Source organism: Deltaproteobacteria bacterium (genome assembly GCA_020848905.1).
GTDB lineage: Bacteria > Myxococcota_A > Polyangia.
The window spans coordinates 1-16,324 of record JADLHG010000013.1; the positions used below are offsets into that span (position 1 = coordinate 1).

The 16,324-nt window shown below is 72.3% G+C and carries 12 protein-coding genes and 1 pseudogene; 7 read left to right on the forward strand and 6 right to left on the reverse strand.

Annotation, left to right across the window (positions count from 1 at the left end; translation table 11 throughout):
* Positions 1 to 438, reverse strand: a 438-nt coding sequence (locus IT371_06675) for a recombinase family protein (protein MCC6747325.1), incomplete at its 3' end; no start/stop codon positions are given.
* Positions 431 to 613, reverse strand: a complete 183-nt coding sequence (locus tag IT371_06680) for a hypothetical protein (GenBank protein ID MCC6747326.1) — start codon at positions 611 to 613, stop codon at positions 431 to 433. The genes IT371_06680 and IT371_06675, both read right to left, overlap by 8 nt.
* A gap of 309 nt (positions 614 to 922) precedes the next feature.
* Between IT371_06680 and IT371_06685 the strand changes: the two genes are divergently transcribed.
* Positions 923 to 1,171, forward strand: a complete 249-nt coding sequence (locus IT371_06685) for a hypothetical protein (protein ID MCC6747327.1) — start codon at positions 923 to 925, stop codon at positions 1,169 to 1,171.
* A 20-nt stretch (positions 1,172 to 1,191) separates the two neighbouring features.
* Here the strand turns inward: IT371_06685 and IT371_06690 are convergent, their stop codons facing one another.
* Together IT371_06690 and IT371_06695 are read right to left on the reverse strand one after the other, a co-directional pair.
* A complete protein-coding gene (locus IT371_06690) occupies positions 1,192 to 1,338 on the reverse strand; it encodes a hypothetical protein (GenBank protein ID MCC6747328.1) in 147 nt (48 codons plus the stop codon).
* Positions 1,339 to 1,368: 30 nt separating this feature from the next.
* Positions 1,369 to 2,008: pseudogene (locus IT371_06695) on the reverse strand (site-specific DNA-methyltransferase).
* A gap of 108 nt (positions 2,009 to 2,116) precedes the next feature.
* Between IT371_06695 and IT371_06700 the strand changes: the two are divergent.
* The 6 genes from IT371_06700 to IT371_06725 all read left to right on the forward strand — a co-directional run bounded on the left by IT371_06700 (position 2,117) and on the right by IT371_06725 (position 11,541).
* Positions 2,117 to 5,146 (forward strand): non-ribosomal peptide synthetase, encoded by a 3,030-nt coding sequence (locus IT371_06700; protein ID MCC6747329.1) that lies wholly within the window; start codon positions 2,117 to 2,119, stop codon positions 5,144 to 5,146.
* 76 nt (positions 5,147 to 5,222) lie between these two features.
* The gene (locus IT371_06705) at positions 5,223 to 7,322 is read left to right on the forward strand and encodes a fatty acyl-AMP ligase (GenBank protein ID MCC6747330.1); all 2,100 of its coding nucleotides are present in this window, start codon (positions 5,223 to 5,225) and stop codon (positions 7,320 to 7,322) included.
* A gap of 2 nt (positions 7,323 to 7,324) precedes the next feature.
* Complete coding sequence (locus IT371_06710) at positions 7,325 to 8,347, forward strand: beta-ketoacyl-ACP synthase III (GenBank protein ID MCC6747331.1); 1,023 nt, start codon at positions 7,325 to 7,327, stop codon at positions 8,345 to 8,347.
* Between the two features lie 17 nt (positions 8,348 to 8,364).
* A complete protein-coding gene (locus IT371_06715) occupies positions 8,365 to 9,360 on the forward strand; it encodes an NAD-dependent epimerase/dehydratase family protein (GenBank protein MCC6747332.1) in 996 nt (331 codons plus the stop codon).
* On the forward strand, positions 9,347 to 10,204 hold the full coding sequence (locus IT371_06720) for an MBL fold metallo-hydrolase (protein MCC6747333.1): 858 nt from the start codon (positions 9,347 to 9,349) through the stop codon (positions 10,202 to 10,204). Before IT371_06715 ends, IT371_06720 begins: the two co-directional genes overlap by 14 nt.
* The gene (locus IT371_06725; protein MCC6747334.1) at positions 10,201 to 11,541 is read left to right on the forward strand and encodes an adenylate cyclase; all 1,341 of its coding nucleotides are present in this window, start codon (positions 10,201 to 10,203) and stop codon (positions 11,539 to 11,541) included. Before IT371_06720 ends, IT371_06725 begins: the two co-directional genes overlap by 4 nt.
* Here IT371_06725 and IT371_06730 read toward each other — a convergent pair.
* Entirely contained in the window at positions 11,538 to 14,543 is a 3,006-nt protein-coding gene (locus IT371_06730) for a hypothetical protein (GenBank protein ID MCC6747335.1), read from the reverse strand. The genes IT371_06725 and IT371_06730 overlap by 4 nt on opposite strands.
* Positions 14,513 to 16,312, reverse strand: coding sequence for an aminopeptidase P family protein (locus IT371_06735; protein MCC6747336.1), 1,800 nt, complete (start codon positions 16,310 to 16,312; stop codon positions 14,513 to 14,515). Before IT371_06735 ends, IT371_06730 begins: the two co-directional genes overlap by 31 nt.
* Between the last annotated feature and the right edge of the window lie 12 nt (positions 16,313 to 16,324).

Genomic DNA, 16,324 nt, shown 5'->3' on the forward strand with positions numbered 1-16,324 from the left:
CAGGTCGAGCTCATACTCGTTGAGGCTGCCCTTGAGCCCGAGCAGCAGTCGGTCGTTGCTCTGTCGCGCGTCATAGACCGCATCCTGGTCGACCAAGAGCGTATCCACGTAACGACAGACCTCGATCAGCTTCTGCCAGTCCCGGCTGTTGCGGGCGAAGCGCGACAGCTCGCGTGCCGCTACCGCGCCTACCTCGCCCAGGGTCACCTGCGTGACCAACCGCTGAAACCCGGCACGCTCGACCAGACCCCCGGCAGACCGTCCGAGGTCCTCGTCGATAACCTCGGCCTCCTGCCAGCCGAGCGTGCCGAGACGATCCCGCATCGCGTACTGTAGCCGCCGACTCTCCTCGTTGTGCCTGAGCTGCTGAGCCGTCGATTGCCGCACGTACAGGATGGCCTTCCGTCGCAGATGGCGTTCGCCGACCTTGTCACTCATCGTCCACCTCCGGAGCGCTTGCGGCGGCGCGCTCGCACCGGACCTGTTCCTTGATCATGCGCGCCAGCAACTGCATGACCTCGTCGCGACACTCGCCGGGCAGCGACCTCCAGGTCGGCAGCGTCGGACGCGCGGATCCCAGCACCAGCTGATGGGGTCGAGTTTGTCGTCTCATGGGCCGCATGTCGCCCCGACGTCAACCGCTCGTCCAGCGCTGTATTCGGCCCCGCTTCCTCGACGAGACATTTCAGATCGGCAAGCGCTTGCCAGCTGACATGGGCTTCGGGGGCGAGTCGCATGCGAGCGCAGACCGACGCGTCGAACATCCAGGAGGGAACCAAACAATACCGATCAGGATCATCGGCAACGAAGCAGCGAAGCGCACCGGGGAAGCGCTCGTCGACGCAGACCAGAACCTCGCGGCCGTGCAGCGGATGCCACCGATAGTGGACGACCCGCACCTCGGTACGACGCGCATTGTGACGTGTTTGTGCTTAAAAATCGTCGGAAGCACGAACGTGCCCGGGGCAAGTGGGTGCCGCGGCGCGACCTGGACGCATGCAGCTCGGCCCGCTTCTTCAATGGCTGGAAGGACCTCGTGCCAGTGCCGCCCGACGGAGACCCGCCGGTGCTCGAGCCGCGGACCTGGCTCTTGAAGACGGGCTGGAAGCTACGAGGACTGATTCCTACGAGCGCGGTTCCAGGGGCCGTGGATGGGCGCGGAGATCGGTGATTACCGCCCGCCTGGCATCCTCAGGTCCTGGCGGCCGACCTCGCGACCGCCTCCGGCGGGATCATGAGCGTGACGTCGGAGGGGAGGCAGTACGCGGCGATGGGCGTCGCGGCGAGCATGTGCAGGATGCCGGGTGAGAAACCCTCGCCCGCGTAGACCAGACACACGGGCGTCCCTCGTCGCGTGGGGGCCCCACCTTACTCGAGCGCGGTGCCGCCGGCCAGACGAAGCTGCGTCGGGACGCTTCGGCGCGGCGCGGGGGGCGAGCTCTCGGCGAGCGCACCGAGCTCCCGCAGTCGGGACTCGGTGATCGTCAGCGCCTCGGGGTTCACGTCGCAGCCCCAGAAGGCGCAGCCCGCGCGAACTGCGGCCACGCCCGTGCTGCCCGCTCCTACGAAGGGGTCGGCCACGATGCCTCCCGGACTCGCGCTCTGGTGCACGAGCACCTCGCTCACCTCGGCGGGCTTCTCCGTCGGGTAGCCCTTGTGGATGCGTGGCGCCGCGATGACGTCCGGGATCGAGAGGTCCTGGAGCTTGCGCTTGCCCTTCTCGAAGAAGAGGATGAACTCGTAGCGCGAGCGGTAGTGATATCCCATGCCGATCTTCTGCTTGTCCCACACGAGAGGCTTCCAGAATTTGAAGCCGCAGCGCTCGGCGATCGGCTTGGCCACGAACATCGTCTCGGCGTCGGAGAACATATAGGGACTCGTAGGGCGGATCCGAGATCGCGAGCTCTACCGAGCGGTCGGCGAGGCCGCGCAGCCACTCCACGGCGTCACCCTGGCGGAGCCAATAGCGTGGCGGGCCGTCGGCCCGGGTTCGGGTAGGGTCGCTCATCGTCAGCTCTGAAGGTTGCGCCGGGTCAGCCGGCGACGTGTCCTGAGCATGACTGAACATCCGAGCAGGTCAAGAACGAATTGACTGGCGGAGCGTGCCGCGCGAGTCATGCACCCCATGTCTGGTGACCCGCGACCCGGCTTTCGCCGGCGGATCTCCCCGAGCGAGCGGCTCTACCTCGCGGGCTTGCGGCTCTCGCCCCCCTTCGCCCTGCAGGTCTTCGTGGAGGGGGAGGGCGCCATCGAGGCGGAGCAGCTGCGCCACGCGGTGGAGCGCGCCTCCGCGGCCTGCCCCGGAGCGCGTCTCGTGCGCCGGGGGCGCTGGTGGGTAGACAGCGGGCAGGCCCCGGCGGTGCGCGAGCTGGAGGAGGCCGGCTTCGACGGGTACGACTTCGAGCGGGCGGCGTTCACGCGAGAGCCGCTCGACCCGAAGAAGGGGCCGACCTGCGAGGTGCTCCTGCTTCGCGGCACGCCGCCGCGCCTGGTCTTCCGGGCCTTCCACGGGGTGATGGACGGGCAAGGCGTGCTCCTCTGGCTGAAGGACGTCTTTCGCGTGCTCCGCGGTGAGGAGCCGGAGAAGGCCGGATCGGGGCAGACCGACCACTCCCTCCTGCGGGCCACGGGAAGACCGGCGCGGCGCCCTCGCGTGGACTTCGACTGCGTCTCACCGCTCGCCGGGGCGGGCGTCGACGACACGGCCTTCTTCTGGCGGCGAAGGACGGTACCGGGGAGGCACCCCGCGCTCGTGGCGCGGCTGGCGGCGCGCCTCGCCGCCGAGCTGGACGACGGGCGCGGGCGCTACATGGTGCCCGTGGACCTGCGCCGCCACGACGAGGGCCCCCCCTCCACGGCCAACCTGAGCCTGCCCATCTTTCTCGAGGCGAAGCGCGGCGAGAGCTGGGAGACGCTGCAGGAGCGGCTCGTCGCGGCCCTCGCGGCCAAGGCCGAGCTGGCCGCAGACGGCACCGAGGGGGTTGTCTCGGCCCTGCCCACCGGGCTCCTCCTCGTGGCCCTCCGGCGCCTGCTCGCGAAGCAGCGACGCAGGGGGCGCTACCTGGGCTCAGCTATCCTGTCGCACCTCGGGCGGGTCGAGCTCGCCGCCTGCTCGTGCCCCGGCTTCGCCGCGCGCGCGGTCTACTCGCTACCGGTTCACGCGCCGCTCTCACCGCTCACGCTGGTGACCGTGGAAAACGACCGGCACCTGGAGCTCACCCTGGCGGCGCCGCGCGGCGAGGGGCAGGAGGCGCGGGCCGACGCGCTCCTCGAGCGACTGGCGGCCGCGCTCGATCGTTCGGTAGCGCGCGTCGCGGGTCCAACGGTGGACTTCGCTCGCGAGGGCACGGTGGTGGAGCAGCTGGCTACGGTGGCGCGGGCCTGTCCAGAGGCCACGGCGCTCGTCGAGGGAGAGCGGCGTCTCACGCACGGCGCGCTGGACCGCGACGCGGAGCGGATCGCGCGCGCCCTCGCTCGCCAGGGAGTGGGTCGCGGCAGCGTGGTGGGGCTGCTCGCGGACCGCACGCTCGAGGGGGTCTCGGCCATCTTAGGCATCCTGAAGAGCGGTGCGGCGTGGCTTCCGCTCGAGCCCCGGCAGCCGGTCGAGCGCCTCCGGTATCTGCTCGCGGACTCGGGAGCCGCGCTCTGCCTGGTGGGCGCCGAGCAGGCGCGTCGCCTCGAGGGGGTCGCGTTACCTGGCGTGGTGCTCCCGCTCGAGAGCCTCGGTGACGCGGAGGGCGCGCCGCAGCCTGCGTCCGTCGGAGGACCCTGGCCAGAAGCTCCGCGCCTTTCGGACCGCGCGTACCTCATCTACACCTCCGGCTCGACCGGGCGGCCGAAGGGGGTCGAGCTCGAGCACGAGAGCCTCGCCAACTACGTCGGGTGGGCCCGCGGTGCGTACCAGGCGACCGACCGTACGCGGTTCGCGCTCTTCACTTCGCTGGCCTTCGATCTGTCCATCACGTCGCTGTTCGTGCCGCTCGTGGCGGGGGGGAGCGTGGCGCTCTTTCCGGGCGAGCTCGATCATCGGCTGCTCGAGGACGTGGTCGCGCGCGCGGGGGCCACCGCGCTGAAGCTCACGCCGACGCACCTCTCACTCATCGAGCAGCTCGACCTCAGGCCGCGCGGGATCGACACGCTCGTGGTCGGGGGTGAGGCGTTCACGTCGGGCCTGGCGGTGCGAGCGCAGGCCCGCTTCGGCGCGGCCTGTCGGATCCTGAACGAGTACGGTCCCACCGAGGCCACGGTGGGCTGCCTCGTCCATCGCTTCGACGCCGAGAAGGACGCGGGGGGCGAGAGCGTGCCGATCGGTCGCCCGATCGCCAACACGCAGGTCGCGCTTCTCGACGCGGACGGCGCTCCGGTGTCGCGGGAGGCGTGCGGAGAGCTGGTTCTGGCCGGCCGCGGCCTGGCCCGCGGGTACGTGAACGCGGCGGAGGCGGACCGGGCGCGTTTCGTGACGCTCTCGGACGGGGCGCGCGCCTACCGTTCGGGGGACCTGGCACGCTGGTCCGAGGAGCGCGGCTTCGAGTACCTCGGGCGTGTGGACGAGCAGGTGAAGCTCCGCGGCTACCGCATCGAGCCCGCGGAGATCGAGGCCGCGCTCGAGGCGTATCCCGCCGTCGAGCGGGCGGTCGTGCGCGGGAGGCCCCGCGGGCCGGAGGTCGCGCTCTGCGCCTGGGTCGTGCTGCGGGAGCCGACCTCCGACGAGGCGCTGCGCGTGTGGCTCGCGGAGCGGCTGCCCCCGGCGATGCTTCCCGGCTGCTTCGTGCGGCTCGAGACGCTCCCGCTCACCGTCAACGGCAAGGTGGACCTGGCGGCCTTGCCGGACCCCGCGTTGCCCGCTTCGGCGGAGGTCCGCGACCCGACCCGCCGCGATGCCGTGGAGGCGGCCGTGGTGGAGATCTGGGCGCGCGCCCTGTCGCTGGATGCGGCGCGCCTGGACGCCCGGGCGGATTTCTACGCGCTCGGAGGCGATTCGCTCGGCGTGGTCGCCATGCTGGCCGAGGTCGCGCGGCGGGTGGTCGGCCTCGAGCGCGAGGCGGCCTTCATGCACCAGGTCCGGCCGATGATGGCGCGGCCGACCTTCGACGGAGTCTGCCGGGTCGCTCGCCGCCTCCTCGTGGCGGAGCCGGGCGCCTCATGATGGCGAGGTCGAGTCGTTGGGGGCGCGCTATCCTTGGTATCATGGACCGATCGAGGCGGGGGGTGGAGTGACGGCGATGCGACTTCCGCCCGAGGGGCCTTTCGCGCCTCCGGCGACCACGTTCACCTGCGCCTCCTTCGTGGAGGTGCTGCGCGCGCGCGCACGCCTCGAGCCCGAGCGCCGGGCCTTCACCTATCTCGAGGATGGGGAGGAGCGCGAGCGGCACCTTTCGTACGGGGAGCTCGACCTCCGGGCGCGGGCGGTGGGCGCGGGCCTCGTGCGCGCGGGGGCGACGGGAGAGCGGGTGATCCTGCTCTATCCGCCGGGCCTCGACTTCGTGGTCGGGTTCTTCGGGTGTCTCTACGCCGGGGCGGTAGCGGTGCCCGTCTGGCCCCCCGACCCGGCCCGCCTCGCGCGCACGTTGCCGCGCTTCCTCGGCATCGCCGCCGACGCGCGGGCTCGGTTCCTCCTGACGACCGCCGAGGTGGCGACGATGCGCGCCGCCTTCGCCACCGTGGCGCCCGAGCTCGCGGCTCTCGAACAGGTGGTGGCCGACGAGCTCGGGACCTCCGACGCCGAGGCGTGGACCGCGCCCTCCGTCGGGACCGACTCCCTCGCCTTTCTCCAGTACACCTCGGGCTCCACGGCCGCGCCGCGCGGCGTGATGGTCAGCCACGGCAACCTGCTCCACAACTCGGCGGCGATCCACACCCTCGCAGAGCACACGCCGGAGAGCGTGTACGTTTGCTGGCTGCCCAACTATCACGACATGGGGCTCATCGGCGGGATCCTGCAGCCCATCTGGGGGGGACTTCTCGGGGTGCTCCTGTCCCCGATGGCATTCCTCAAGAAGCCCTCGCGCTGGCTCCGGGCCATCCAGCGCTACCGCGGGACCACGAGCCCCTTTCCGAACTTCGCGCTCGACCTCTGCGTGCGCAAGATCCCCAAGGAGGAGCGGCGAGAGCTCGACCTGTCGAGCTGGAAGCTGGCCTGCAACGGTGCCGAGCCGGTGCGTGCCGAGTCGCTCGAGCGTTTCACCGAGGCGTTCGCACCGTCGGGCTTCCGCGCCGAGGTGCACTATCCGGCCTACGGGCTGGCCGAGGCCACCCTGCTCGTCACGGGGGGGGCGCGGGGGGCGGCACCGCGCGTTCTGCACGTGCGCCGGGCGGCGCTCCAGCGACACCGCATCGATCCCCAGGAGGTGGCCGGGCCCGAGACGCGCGCGCTGGTCGGCTGCGGGCGCTCGCTTCCCGACCAGCGGCTCGTGATCGTGGACCCCGACAGCTCGCGGCCGGCGCCCGCCGACACCGTCGGAGAGCTCTGGCTCGCGGGCCCGAGCGTGGCCCAGGGGTACTTCGGGCGCGCCGCCGAGAGCGAGCGGGTCTTCGGCGCCACGCTCGCGGGCGACGGTCAGACGCGGTACCTGCGCACCGGTGACCTCGGTTTCCTCCGCGACGGCGAGCTCTACCTCGTGGGCCGGCGCAAGGACGTGGTGATCGTGCGCGGGCGCAACCTTCACCCCGAGGACGTGGAGCACGCGGTGGAGGCGGCGCACCCGGCGCTGCGAGCGGGGTGCGTCGCGGCGGTGGCCGTCGAGCGGGGGGGGATGGAGGCGCTGGCGGTCCTGGCCGAGGTGGCGAGCGACACCCAGGTAGAGGCGGTGGAGTACGTGGCCTCTGCCGTGCGCGAGCGCGTGGCCGCGGCCTGCGACGTGGCGGTGCACGCGGTCGTGCTCCTCCGCCCCGGAGAGCTGCCGAAGACCTCGAGCGGCAAGGTCCAGCGGGGGGCAGCGCGCGCTGCGTACCTCGCCGGAGAGCTCGCCCTCGTCGGCGAGAGTGCCTCGCGCCCCTCGGTCATTGCGGTGGCGGTGCCCACGCGGGAGGAGCTCGCCGCGGCGAGCCCGGCCGCCCGGGCGGAGCGCGTCTCGACCTACGTCCGCCAGCGGCTCGCGCAGCTCTTCGAGCGACCGGAAGAGGCGCTTCGTCCCGAGGTGCAGCTCGACGCGCTGGGTCCGGACTCGCTCAAGCTCCTCGAGCTCGAGCTGGCCCTCGAGGAGGAGCTGGGGCTGCACGTCAGCCGCGCGGAGTACGGTGGGTGTCTCGTGGTCGGTGACCTGGTCGCGCTCCTCCTCGGCATGCTCGACGTCGGCGGCCGCGCTCCGCGCGGAGGAGAGTGACCGTGGCGTCGCGACCCCTCCCCGTGCGCATCGTCTCCACCGGGCGGTATCTTCCCCGCAAGCACGTCCCGTCCGAGACGGTGGACGGCTGGCTCGGACTCCCCGTGGGTACGAGCGCCCAGCTCTCTGGCGTGCAAGGGCGCTACTACGCGGACGGGGAGACGGCCTCCGAGATGGGGGCGGCCGCAGCGCAGCGGGCGCTCGAGAGCGCGGGCCTCGACGCCGGCGACATCGACGTGCTGATCGCCGCCTGCGGGACTCCCGAGCAGCCGATCCCGTCGAACGCGGCGTTGATGCTGAAGCGCCTTGGCCCGGAGTGGGCGGGAAAGGCGGCCTTCGACCTGGGCGCCACCTGCATGAGCTTTCTCGTCGCGCTCGATCTGGCGTCGGTCTTGCTCGCGGCGCGGCGGTACGGGCGGGCGCTGATCGTGGCTGCCGACGTGGCGAGCTGCGGGCTGAACCACGACCAGCCCGAGGCGGCGATGCTCTTCGGCGACGCCGCGGCCGCAGCCGTCGTCGGGCGCGTCGAGGAGGACGACCCGCTCGCGCGCCGTCCGTCGCGCATCCTCGCCGCGCGTTGCGGAACGTGGGCCGAGGGTTCCTCGTTCACGGAGATCCGCGGCGGCGGCAGCGCGCTCCCCGCGCATCAGTACACGGCGGAGCGCCGGGCCGACTTCCTCTTTCACATGGAGGGCTCGCACGCGTTTCGCATGGCGGCGCGCACCCTGCCCCCCCTCCTCGAGCGGGTGCTCGCCGACGCGGGCGGCCTGGACGTGGAGGACTTCGACCTCGTGATTCCGCATCAGGCCAGCTCCGCCGCGATGGAGCTGATGCGGCGGCGTCTGGAGATCCCCCTCTCGCGCTGGGTGCAGACCTTGCACAAGTACGGCAACACGATCGCCGCGTCGATTCCGCTTGCGCTCGACGAGTGCGTGCGCGAGGGGAGGCTCGAGCGCGGTGACCGGGTCCTCTTGCTCGCCACGGCCGCCGGCTTCTCGGCCTCGGCCCTGGCCTTCGATTATTGACCGTGGGAGCGCGCGAGATGCACGCGACAGTCACCGGGGCGACGGGTTTCCTGGGCGGTGCGCTCGCGCGGCGCCTCGTGGCCGAGGGGTGGCGGGTCGTCGGGCTCGGTCGCGACCCCGTGGAGGGCGCGCGGCTCGTGGCGGCCGGGGTGGAGTTCGTGCGTTCGGAGATCGACGACGCGGCAACGGTCTCGCGGGCGTGCGCCTCCGCGTCGGTGGTCTACCACTGCGCGGCGCTCTCCTCGGCCTGGGGCCCGACTGCGGAGTTCGTGCGGTCGAACGTCGTGGGGACGCGCGTCGTGGCGAGGGCCGCGAGGGAGGCGGGGGCCCGGCTCGTGCACGTCTCGAGCCCGAGCATCTACATCGACCAGGAGCACCACCTGGGGATCCGCGAGGACGACCCGTTCCCCGCCTGCGGGATCAACGACTACGCCGAGACGAAGCGCCTCTCCGAGGTGGAGGTGGCCGAGGCGGCCCGCGAGGGCCTGCGCGCCGTCGTGCTCCGGCCGCAGGGGATCATCGGCCCCGGAGACCGCGCGATCTTTCCCCGCGCGCTGCGGGTGGCACGCCGCGGCGTCTTCCCCGTGATCGGGGACGGGCAGACCTGGATGGACCTGACCTACGTGGAGAACGTGGTGGACGCCCTGTTGCTCGCGGGCGAGAAGGCGGGCGCAATCGGCCGCACCTACAACGTCACGAACGGCGCGCCGGTGAGGCTCTACGAGCTCATCGAGCGGGTCTTGCGCTCGCTCGGGATGGCCTGTCGGCGGCGGCGGATCCCCTTCGGGGTGGCCTGGACGGCCGCCGGCGCGCTCGAGGCCGTGCACCGCGCGTTCCTCCCGGCGCGCGAGCCGCTCCTCACGCAGTACGCCGTATGCGTGCTCGGCCGGAGCCGCACCCTCGATATCTCGCGCGCGCAGAGCGAGCTCGGCTACCGTCCGGCGGTGTCGGTCGACGAGGGGGTGGAGCGCTTCGTGGCCTGGTGGAAGGAGCAGGAACGTGCCGCGTCCTAGAGTCTGGTTTCTCGAGGCAGGGAGCTGTCGGCATCCTGAGTTCACCGTCATGGCCGGGGGATCGCTCAGACCCGTGCGCTTCGCCTCGGCGGTGGCGGTGATCGAGCACCCGACCGCCGGCGTGGTGCTCTTCGATACGGGGTACTCGGCGCGCTTCGTCGAGGAGACGCGTCGCTTTCCCGAGCGGCTCTACGCGCTCGCCATGCCCATGCACCTGCCCCCCGGAGCCACGGCCGTCGAGCAGCTCGCGGAGCGGGGGGTCGCGCCGTCGGAGGTGCGAACCGTGATCCTGTCGCACTTCCACGTGGACCACGTGGGCGGGACGCGGGACTTTCCGCGCGCCCGCTTCGTCTACCAGCGGTCCGCGTGGGAGGCGGTGCGCCGTCTGCGCGGCTTCTCCGGCGTGCGTGTGGGCTTCATCCCGGCCTTTCTGCCGGGGGACTTCGAGGCGCGTTCGCTCCCCGTCACTCGCGAGGCGTTCGCCTCGTTCGCCGCGCCGAGCGCGTTCGGCGGCGGCCACGACCTGCTCGGGGATGGAAGCGTGGTGCTGGTGGACCTCCCCGGGCACGCCAGGGGACACACCGGGGCCCTCGTTCGCGCCGAGGACGGCGTCGAGTACTTTCTCGTCGGGGACGCGTGCTGGCTGTCGAAGGGGCTGCGCGAGGCCCGGCTGCCGAACCGCGTGACCTCGCTCTTCCTGGATAGCCGCACGCGCTACGCCGAGACGCAGGCGCGCCTGCGCGACTTCGCCGCCACGCACCCGGCGACGCGGCTCGTGCCCTGCCATTGCAGCGAGGCCTACGCCGGCCTGCCGAAGTGGTCCTCGCGGGAGCAGGTCGCCTGAGCCGCCTGAGGATCCTCCTCGAGTACCTCCGCGTGCGGTGGTGGCGACGCTTCCGCAGTCGGGAGGCGCTCGAGCGCTGGCAGGATCGCCGGGTGCGCCGCCTGCTCCCCTGGGTGCTGCGCCGCTCGGCCTTCTACCGCGCGCTCTACGCCGGCCGGGAGCTCGGGAGCTGGGGGACGCTCCCCACCATCGACAAGGCGCGCATGCTGGCGGGGTTCGACACGCTGAACACCGTCGGGATCGGCCGCGCCGAGGCGGAGGCGCTGGCCCTGCGCTCCGAGGAGACGCGCGACTTCCGCGCGGAGCTGCGCGGGGTGGACGTGATCCTCTCCAGCGGGACGAGCGGGCAGCGTGGGCTGGCGCTGGTCTCGGCGCGCGAGCGGGACCTCTACGTCGGGACACTCCTCGCGCGCGTCCTGCCGGGGTCGCTGCGGGAGAGGCACCGCGTGGCGCTCTTCCTACGCGCGAACAGCAACGTCTACCGCGCCACGGGGCGGGGCCGCCTGACCTTCGACTACTTCGACCTCTTCGAGCCGCTCGAGGCGCACCTCGCGCGACTCCAGACTTTGCAGCCCACGCTGCTCGTGGCTCCCGCCTCGGTGCTGCGGGCCCTGGCCGAGCTCCAGGTGGACGGGAAGCTCGCGCTCTCGCCACGCCGGGTCTTTTCGGTGGCCGAGGTGCTCGAGCCGCTCGACGAGGCGTTCATCGCGCGGGCCTTCGCGCAGCGCGTGCACCAGCTCTACCAGTGCACCGAGGGCTTCCTCGGCGTGACCTGCGCGGAGGGGACGCTCCACCTGAACGAGGATCTCGTGGTGGTGCAGAAGGAGTGGATTGACGAGGCCAGCGGGCGCTTCGTCCCCATCCTGACCGACTTCGTCCGTACCACGCAGCCCCTCCTGCGCTACCGGCTGGACGACGTGCTGATCGAACGGCGCGTCCCCTGCCCGTGCGGCTCGGTCTACACGGCGCTCGAGCGCGTCGAGGGGCGCGCGGGGGACGTGCTGCTCCTCGAGCCGGCGGGCGAGACGGGGAGGGCGCTGGTGCGCCTCTTCCCCGACGTGATGGCGCGGCTCCTCACCCGCGCCTCGGGGGAGATCCTCGAGTACCACGTGCTCCAGCTCTCTCCGACGCGGCTGCGCGTAGAGCTCCGCGTCTTCGACGAGCCGCGGCGCGCGGAGGTGGAGGCGGTGGTGCGCGCGGCGGTGGAGCGTGTGGCTCAGGGGCTCGGTGCGCGCGTGCCGGAGCTGGAGTTCGCCCGCTACGAGCCGCGGGTCGGGCCGAGAAAACTGCGCCGGATCGAGCGGGCCTTCGAGGAGCCGGCGCGTCGCGACGTTTAGGGGCCGTCGAGCCCCACGCCGAAGCTGTTCGGCAGGTCCGGTGCGCGCTTGGACCAGGTGGGCTCTCCGTCGGGACCCGTGTAGCCCTGGAGCAGCGGGTGGACCCAGGCCGCGTCGTTGCCGAGGGGGTCCGGCGAGAAGAAGGGTTTGCGGCTGTAGCTGTCCTTGCCTCCCCCGAGGTCGAGGAAGATCCCCGTCACGCGAAGGCGGTGGCGCGGGTGCGTGGGGCTCTGGTAGTCCTCGCCCGCCGCGGTGCCGCCGAAGCCCGAATAGTGCGAGCTGGAGTAGACGTCGTCTCCGCCCACGTTGACAAAGAGTGCGGTGCTGCTGGTGGAGCCCTGACCGAAGGTGGCCCACGCCCCGTGGTAGTCGTCGGCGCCGCCGTCGTCCTGGTGCCACGCGAAGCTGAAGTCGTGCCCGAAGCCGAGGCTCAGCCCGACGAGCGGCAGCGTCGCGCCGTAGGAGTCGTCGCCGCGCGCGTCGTGAAAGAGCCCGAGCCCGAAGTGCGCCCCCGCGCCGAGGCAGTAGACGCGCCCGTCGTAGCGGTCGTTCCCCTCCGCGTCGAGGAGCACACCCAGGCCGAACCAGTAGCCCGCTCCCTGGCAGAAGGCGCCGCAGGTGTAGCGGTCGGCGCCGGCCAGATCCACGAGCAGTCCGAGCCCGCCCGACGAGTGCACCTGGTTCGCGATCCCGTCGGGCGGAAAGTCGCCGCGGCGCCCCTCGGCGGCGCCCTGGCTCAGGCTCGCGGAATAGAGATAGTCGTCCTGCTTCCGACGCTGGCTCTTGCGGATGTAGGTGTTGCCGGGCTCGGTGCGATAGGTGTCGTCTCCCTCCAGGTCGGCGAGGAGCCCCACCCCCTTCACCAGGGAGGCGCCCTGCACGAGCGTGTAGCCCTGGTGCTCGTCGTCGCCTCCGAGGTCCACGAGCAGGCCCAGGCCGAAGAGCGCCGAGCCCTGCGCGCCGGCCTCCGCGCGGTAGAGGTCGTTCCCGCCGTCGTCGAAGAGGACGCCGACGCCGAGCTCTCCGAAGCCCTGGCTGAAGCGCAGACTCTCGTAGCGATCGTCGCCCTTGCCGTAGTCGAAGAGCATCCCCACGCCGAGCCGGCCCGCTCCCTGACGCGCCTCCATCGACTGGCTCTGCGGCGGCTCCGGCGGCGCGGCGCGACCGTCGGCGTCGGAGACCGGACGCGTGGTTCCGTCGTAGGGGCCGGGGACGGCTGCGTAGCCGTACCGGTCGCGGCCGCCGAGGTCGATGGCCAGGGAGATCGGGTTTCGCACGGAGCGGTTCGCCCCCACCGCGAGCTCGTAGCGGTCGTCGCCCCCGACGTCGACGAGCAGAGCCAGGTCTCCCGCAAAGGCGGGATCGTCGGCGCGATAGACCTGGTCGCGGCCGTCGCCGATCACGAGGCGCCCGACGGGGGTCAGGTGGTTGAAGGAGAACGTCCCCGTGACGGTCAGCTCGCGCAGGCCGCTCGTCTCCACGGCTCGCGCCAGCACCGCCGCGGCCTCGGCCAGCTTGGCGTAGCGGAGCTGGCGCTCGAGCACGGTGCGGTCGAGCTCCTTCGCGAGGTCGATTGGCCCACCGACCATCGCGCCGGGCTTGATCCGGTAGTAGATGCCGGGGAGGTTCGAGAAGAAGCGCAGGAGCTGCCCCTCGTCGGGCAGGAGCGCCGCGAGGGCCTCGTGCCGGAGCGCGATGGCGCGACGGAGCGCCACGAGCAAGGGGACGAGCTTCGCCTTCAGCACGAGCGGTAGCTCCTTCGCCTTCGGCGCGAGCTCCGCGAGCAGCTCGCCTCGGGGCCGGCCGTCTCCCGCGTGAAGTTCCACGACGGCCTCCTCGAAGGTGGGGCTCGAAGCGGTGGCAGGCAGCGGGTCGGGGAGGGGCTCGTCCCAGAGCTCCGCGGCGAGGCGCAGCAGCGACCCCACGGGCTCGGGACTCGCCTTCGCCGCCCGGACGCGGTCGAGCAGGCGTGCGCGAAAGGCAGGGACGGCGAGCGGGGCGTAGTAGAGGCGGTTGTAGCTCGAGAGCCGGAAGGGATCGTCGGTGAGCGACGCGGCGTAGACCTTCCGCAGGTCCCCGTAGCGGTGGCCCACGTCGCAGCTCGTACGCTTGACCTGGGCGAGCGCCTTGCCGAGCGACGCGCCGAGGGGGGTGGGCTCCGCGGCGCAGGCGCAGCGATACGGGACGCAGTGCGTGCCGCCGAGCGGGGGCAGCGGGGCGCAGAAGGCCTCCGGCCCGCACGCGAGGTCGCTGTCGCAGCCACGGGTGCAGAACGCCACGCCGAGCCGGTTTCCCGCGGGGGCGCAGACGCTCGCGCTCGACGGGCAGCCCGCGGTGGCGCACGCCGCGCCGAGCCCATCGTCGGAGGCGCGCACACCGCAGCTGGCCGAGCTGGGGTCGGGGAGGGGCTGGCAAACCTTTCGCCCGCCGTCGTCGGGGAGGCAGGCCTTGAAGCCTTGGGGACAGTCGGCCGCGCTCGCGCAGGCCCGCGTGCAGCGCGCGGCGCCGCCCATCGTGGCGCAGAGGCTCTCGGGTCCCGTGCAGGGCCGGTCCGCGCCGCAGCTCTCCCCCGTCCGGTCGCAACGTCCGCTTTGCGGTACGCACTGCCCGCGCGTTGCGGCCACCCCCCCCGGGCCCTTGCAGGCGTAGCCCGGCGGGCAGGGCTCTTGCGCGTCGCAGGCCCGCGCGCAGAAGGGAAGGCCTCCCTCGGAGACGAGGCAATCGTCTTTCGGACCTCCGCACTGCTCGTCGGAGCTGCAGAGCAGCGGCGCGCAGAGCGGAGCGCCGACGGAGGTGCCGCCGTCGCAGCCTTGCCCCGGGACGCAGCCGTCGGGGCCGGCGTCTCGCGACGGGGTCCCGCGATCCGGGCCCGGGGCGATTGCGTCGGGGAGCCCACCGCCACTGCCGTCGCAGCCGAGGGACCCGGCGACGGCGAGAGAGGAGAGCAGGAGTGTCGCGACGTGCCGGCGACCTACACCGGCCGTGTGGCCTGCGCGAGCCATTTGGCTGCGTCCTTGGAGAGGAGGGGGGTGAGCGTCTGCCGCACGCGGGCGTGGTACTCGTCGAGCCAGGCGCGCTCCTCGATCGAGAGCAAGCCCCGGTCCACGAGCCGCCGCTCGATGGGGCACAGGGTCAGGGTCTCGAAGCGGAAGAACGGCGGCTCGCGCCCCGCGAGCGCTTCGTCGGGGACCACGGCCATCAGGTTCTCGAGGCGAATGCCGTAGGCACCGGGGAGATAGAAGCCGGGCTCGTTCGAGAGCACGTTCCCCTCCTCGAGGGGGATGCCGATGCAGCGCGTGGCGCTGATCGCCTGCGGGCCCTCGTGGACGTTCAGGTAGCAGCCCACCCCGTGCCCCGTGCCGTGCGCGTAGTCGAGTCCCGCCTCCCAGAGGGCGTGGCGGGCGAAGGCGTCGAGCTGGCGGCCCGCGGTGCCCGCCGGGAAACGGGAGCGGGAAAGCGCGATCATCCCCTGCAGCACGCGCGTGAAGCGGTCCTTCTGCTCGGCGGTCGCCTCGCCACCGAGGAGCACGGTGCGCGTGATGTCGGTCGTCCCGTCCAGGTACTGCCCCCCCGAGTCGATGAGGTAGATCCCCTCCGGGCGGAGCGGCACGTCCTGGTCGGGCGTGACGCGATAATGAATGATCGCGCCGTGCGGGCCATAGCCCGAGATGGCCTCGAAGCTGTCGGCCTGATAGCGGTCGCCCTCCGCGCGCAGGGCCGTGAGGTGCGCCGACGCGGTCATCTCCGTCACGCCGCCCTTCCGGACGGCTCCCTCGAGCCAGTGGAGAAAGCGCACGACCGCCACGCCGTCCCGCACGTGCGCGCGCCGGATGCCGTTCAGCTCGGTCGGGTTCTTGCGCGCCTTGAGGCGCCAGATCGGCGAGAGCTCGATGGTGAGCTTGGCCCCCTTCAGCTTGCCGAGCACCCACTGGTTCACGCTCAGGCTGTCCACGAAGACGCTCGCCTTGGCCTTGCCGAGGCGAGCGAGCGCGGGCCCCATCTCCTCGTAGGGGCAGAGCCGCACCTTCTTGCCCAGCGCCTTGCGCAGCGCGGGGGTGACCTTCTCCTCGGCGACGAAGAGCGTGGCCTCCTTCGACGTGACCAGGCCGTAGCTGATGACCACCGGGTTGTGGTCCACGTCCCGGCCTCGGATGTTGTAGAGCCACGCGATGGCGTCGAGGGCCGTGAGCACGAGCGCCTCGGCGCCGCTGCGCCGCATCGCCTCGCGCACGCGCCGGAGCTTCTCCGAGGTCGGCTCTCCCGCGTACTCGAGGCTGAGCGGCTGCACGGGTCCGGCGGGGAGCGGCGGGCGGTCCTGCCAGATGTGGTCCACCAGGTTGGTCTCGAGGAGCTTGAGGCGTCCCCCCGCCTTGGTCGCGGCGGCCTCGAGCGCCTCCGCGAGCGGGCGAGAGAGCACGTTCGGATCGACGCCGAGGACCTCGTCACGCCCGAGCGTCCGGCTCACCCACTCCGGCAGGCTCGGCACCTCCCGAAGTCCCTGCTTGAAGAGCTGGAAGCCGGTGCCGGCGAGCTCGCGCTCGGCCTGCAGGTGGTAGCGCCCGTCGGTCCACAGCCCCGCGTGCTTCTGCGTCACCACGATGTCGCCGACGGAGCCGCTGAAGCCGCTCAGCCACTTGCGCCGCTGCCAGCACTCGGGGACGTATTCGCTCTGGTGCGGGTCGATGCTCGGAACGAAGTAGGCGTGAAGGCCGTGTCGCTGCATCTCGGTGCGGAGCGCGGCGAGGCGGGCCTTGGCGGCGGCGAGGGCCATGGAGCGGGTCCT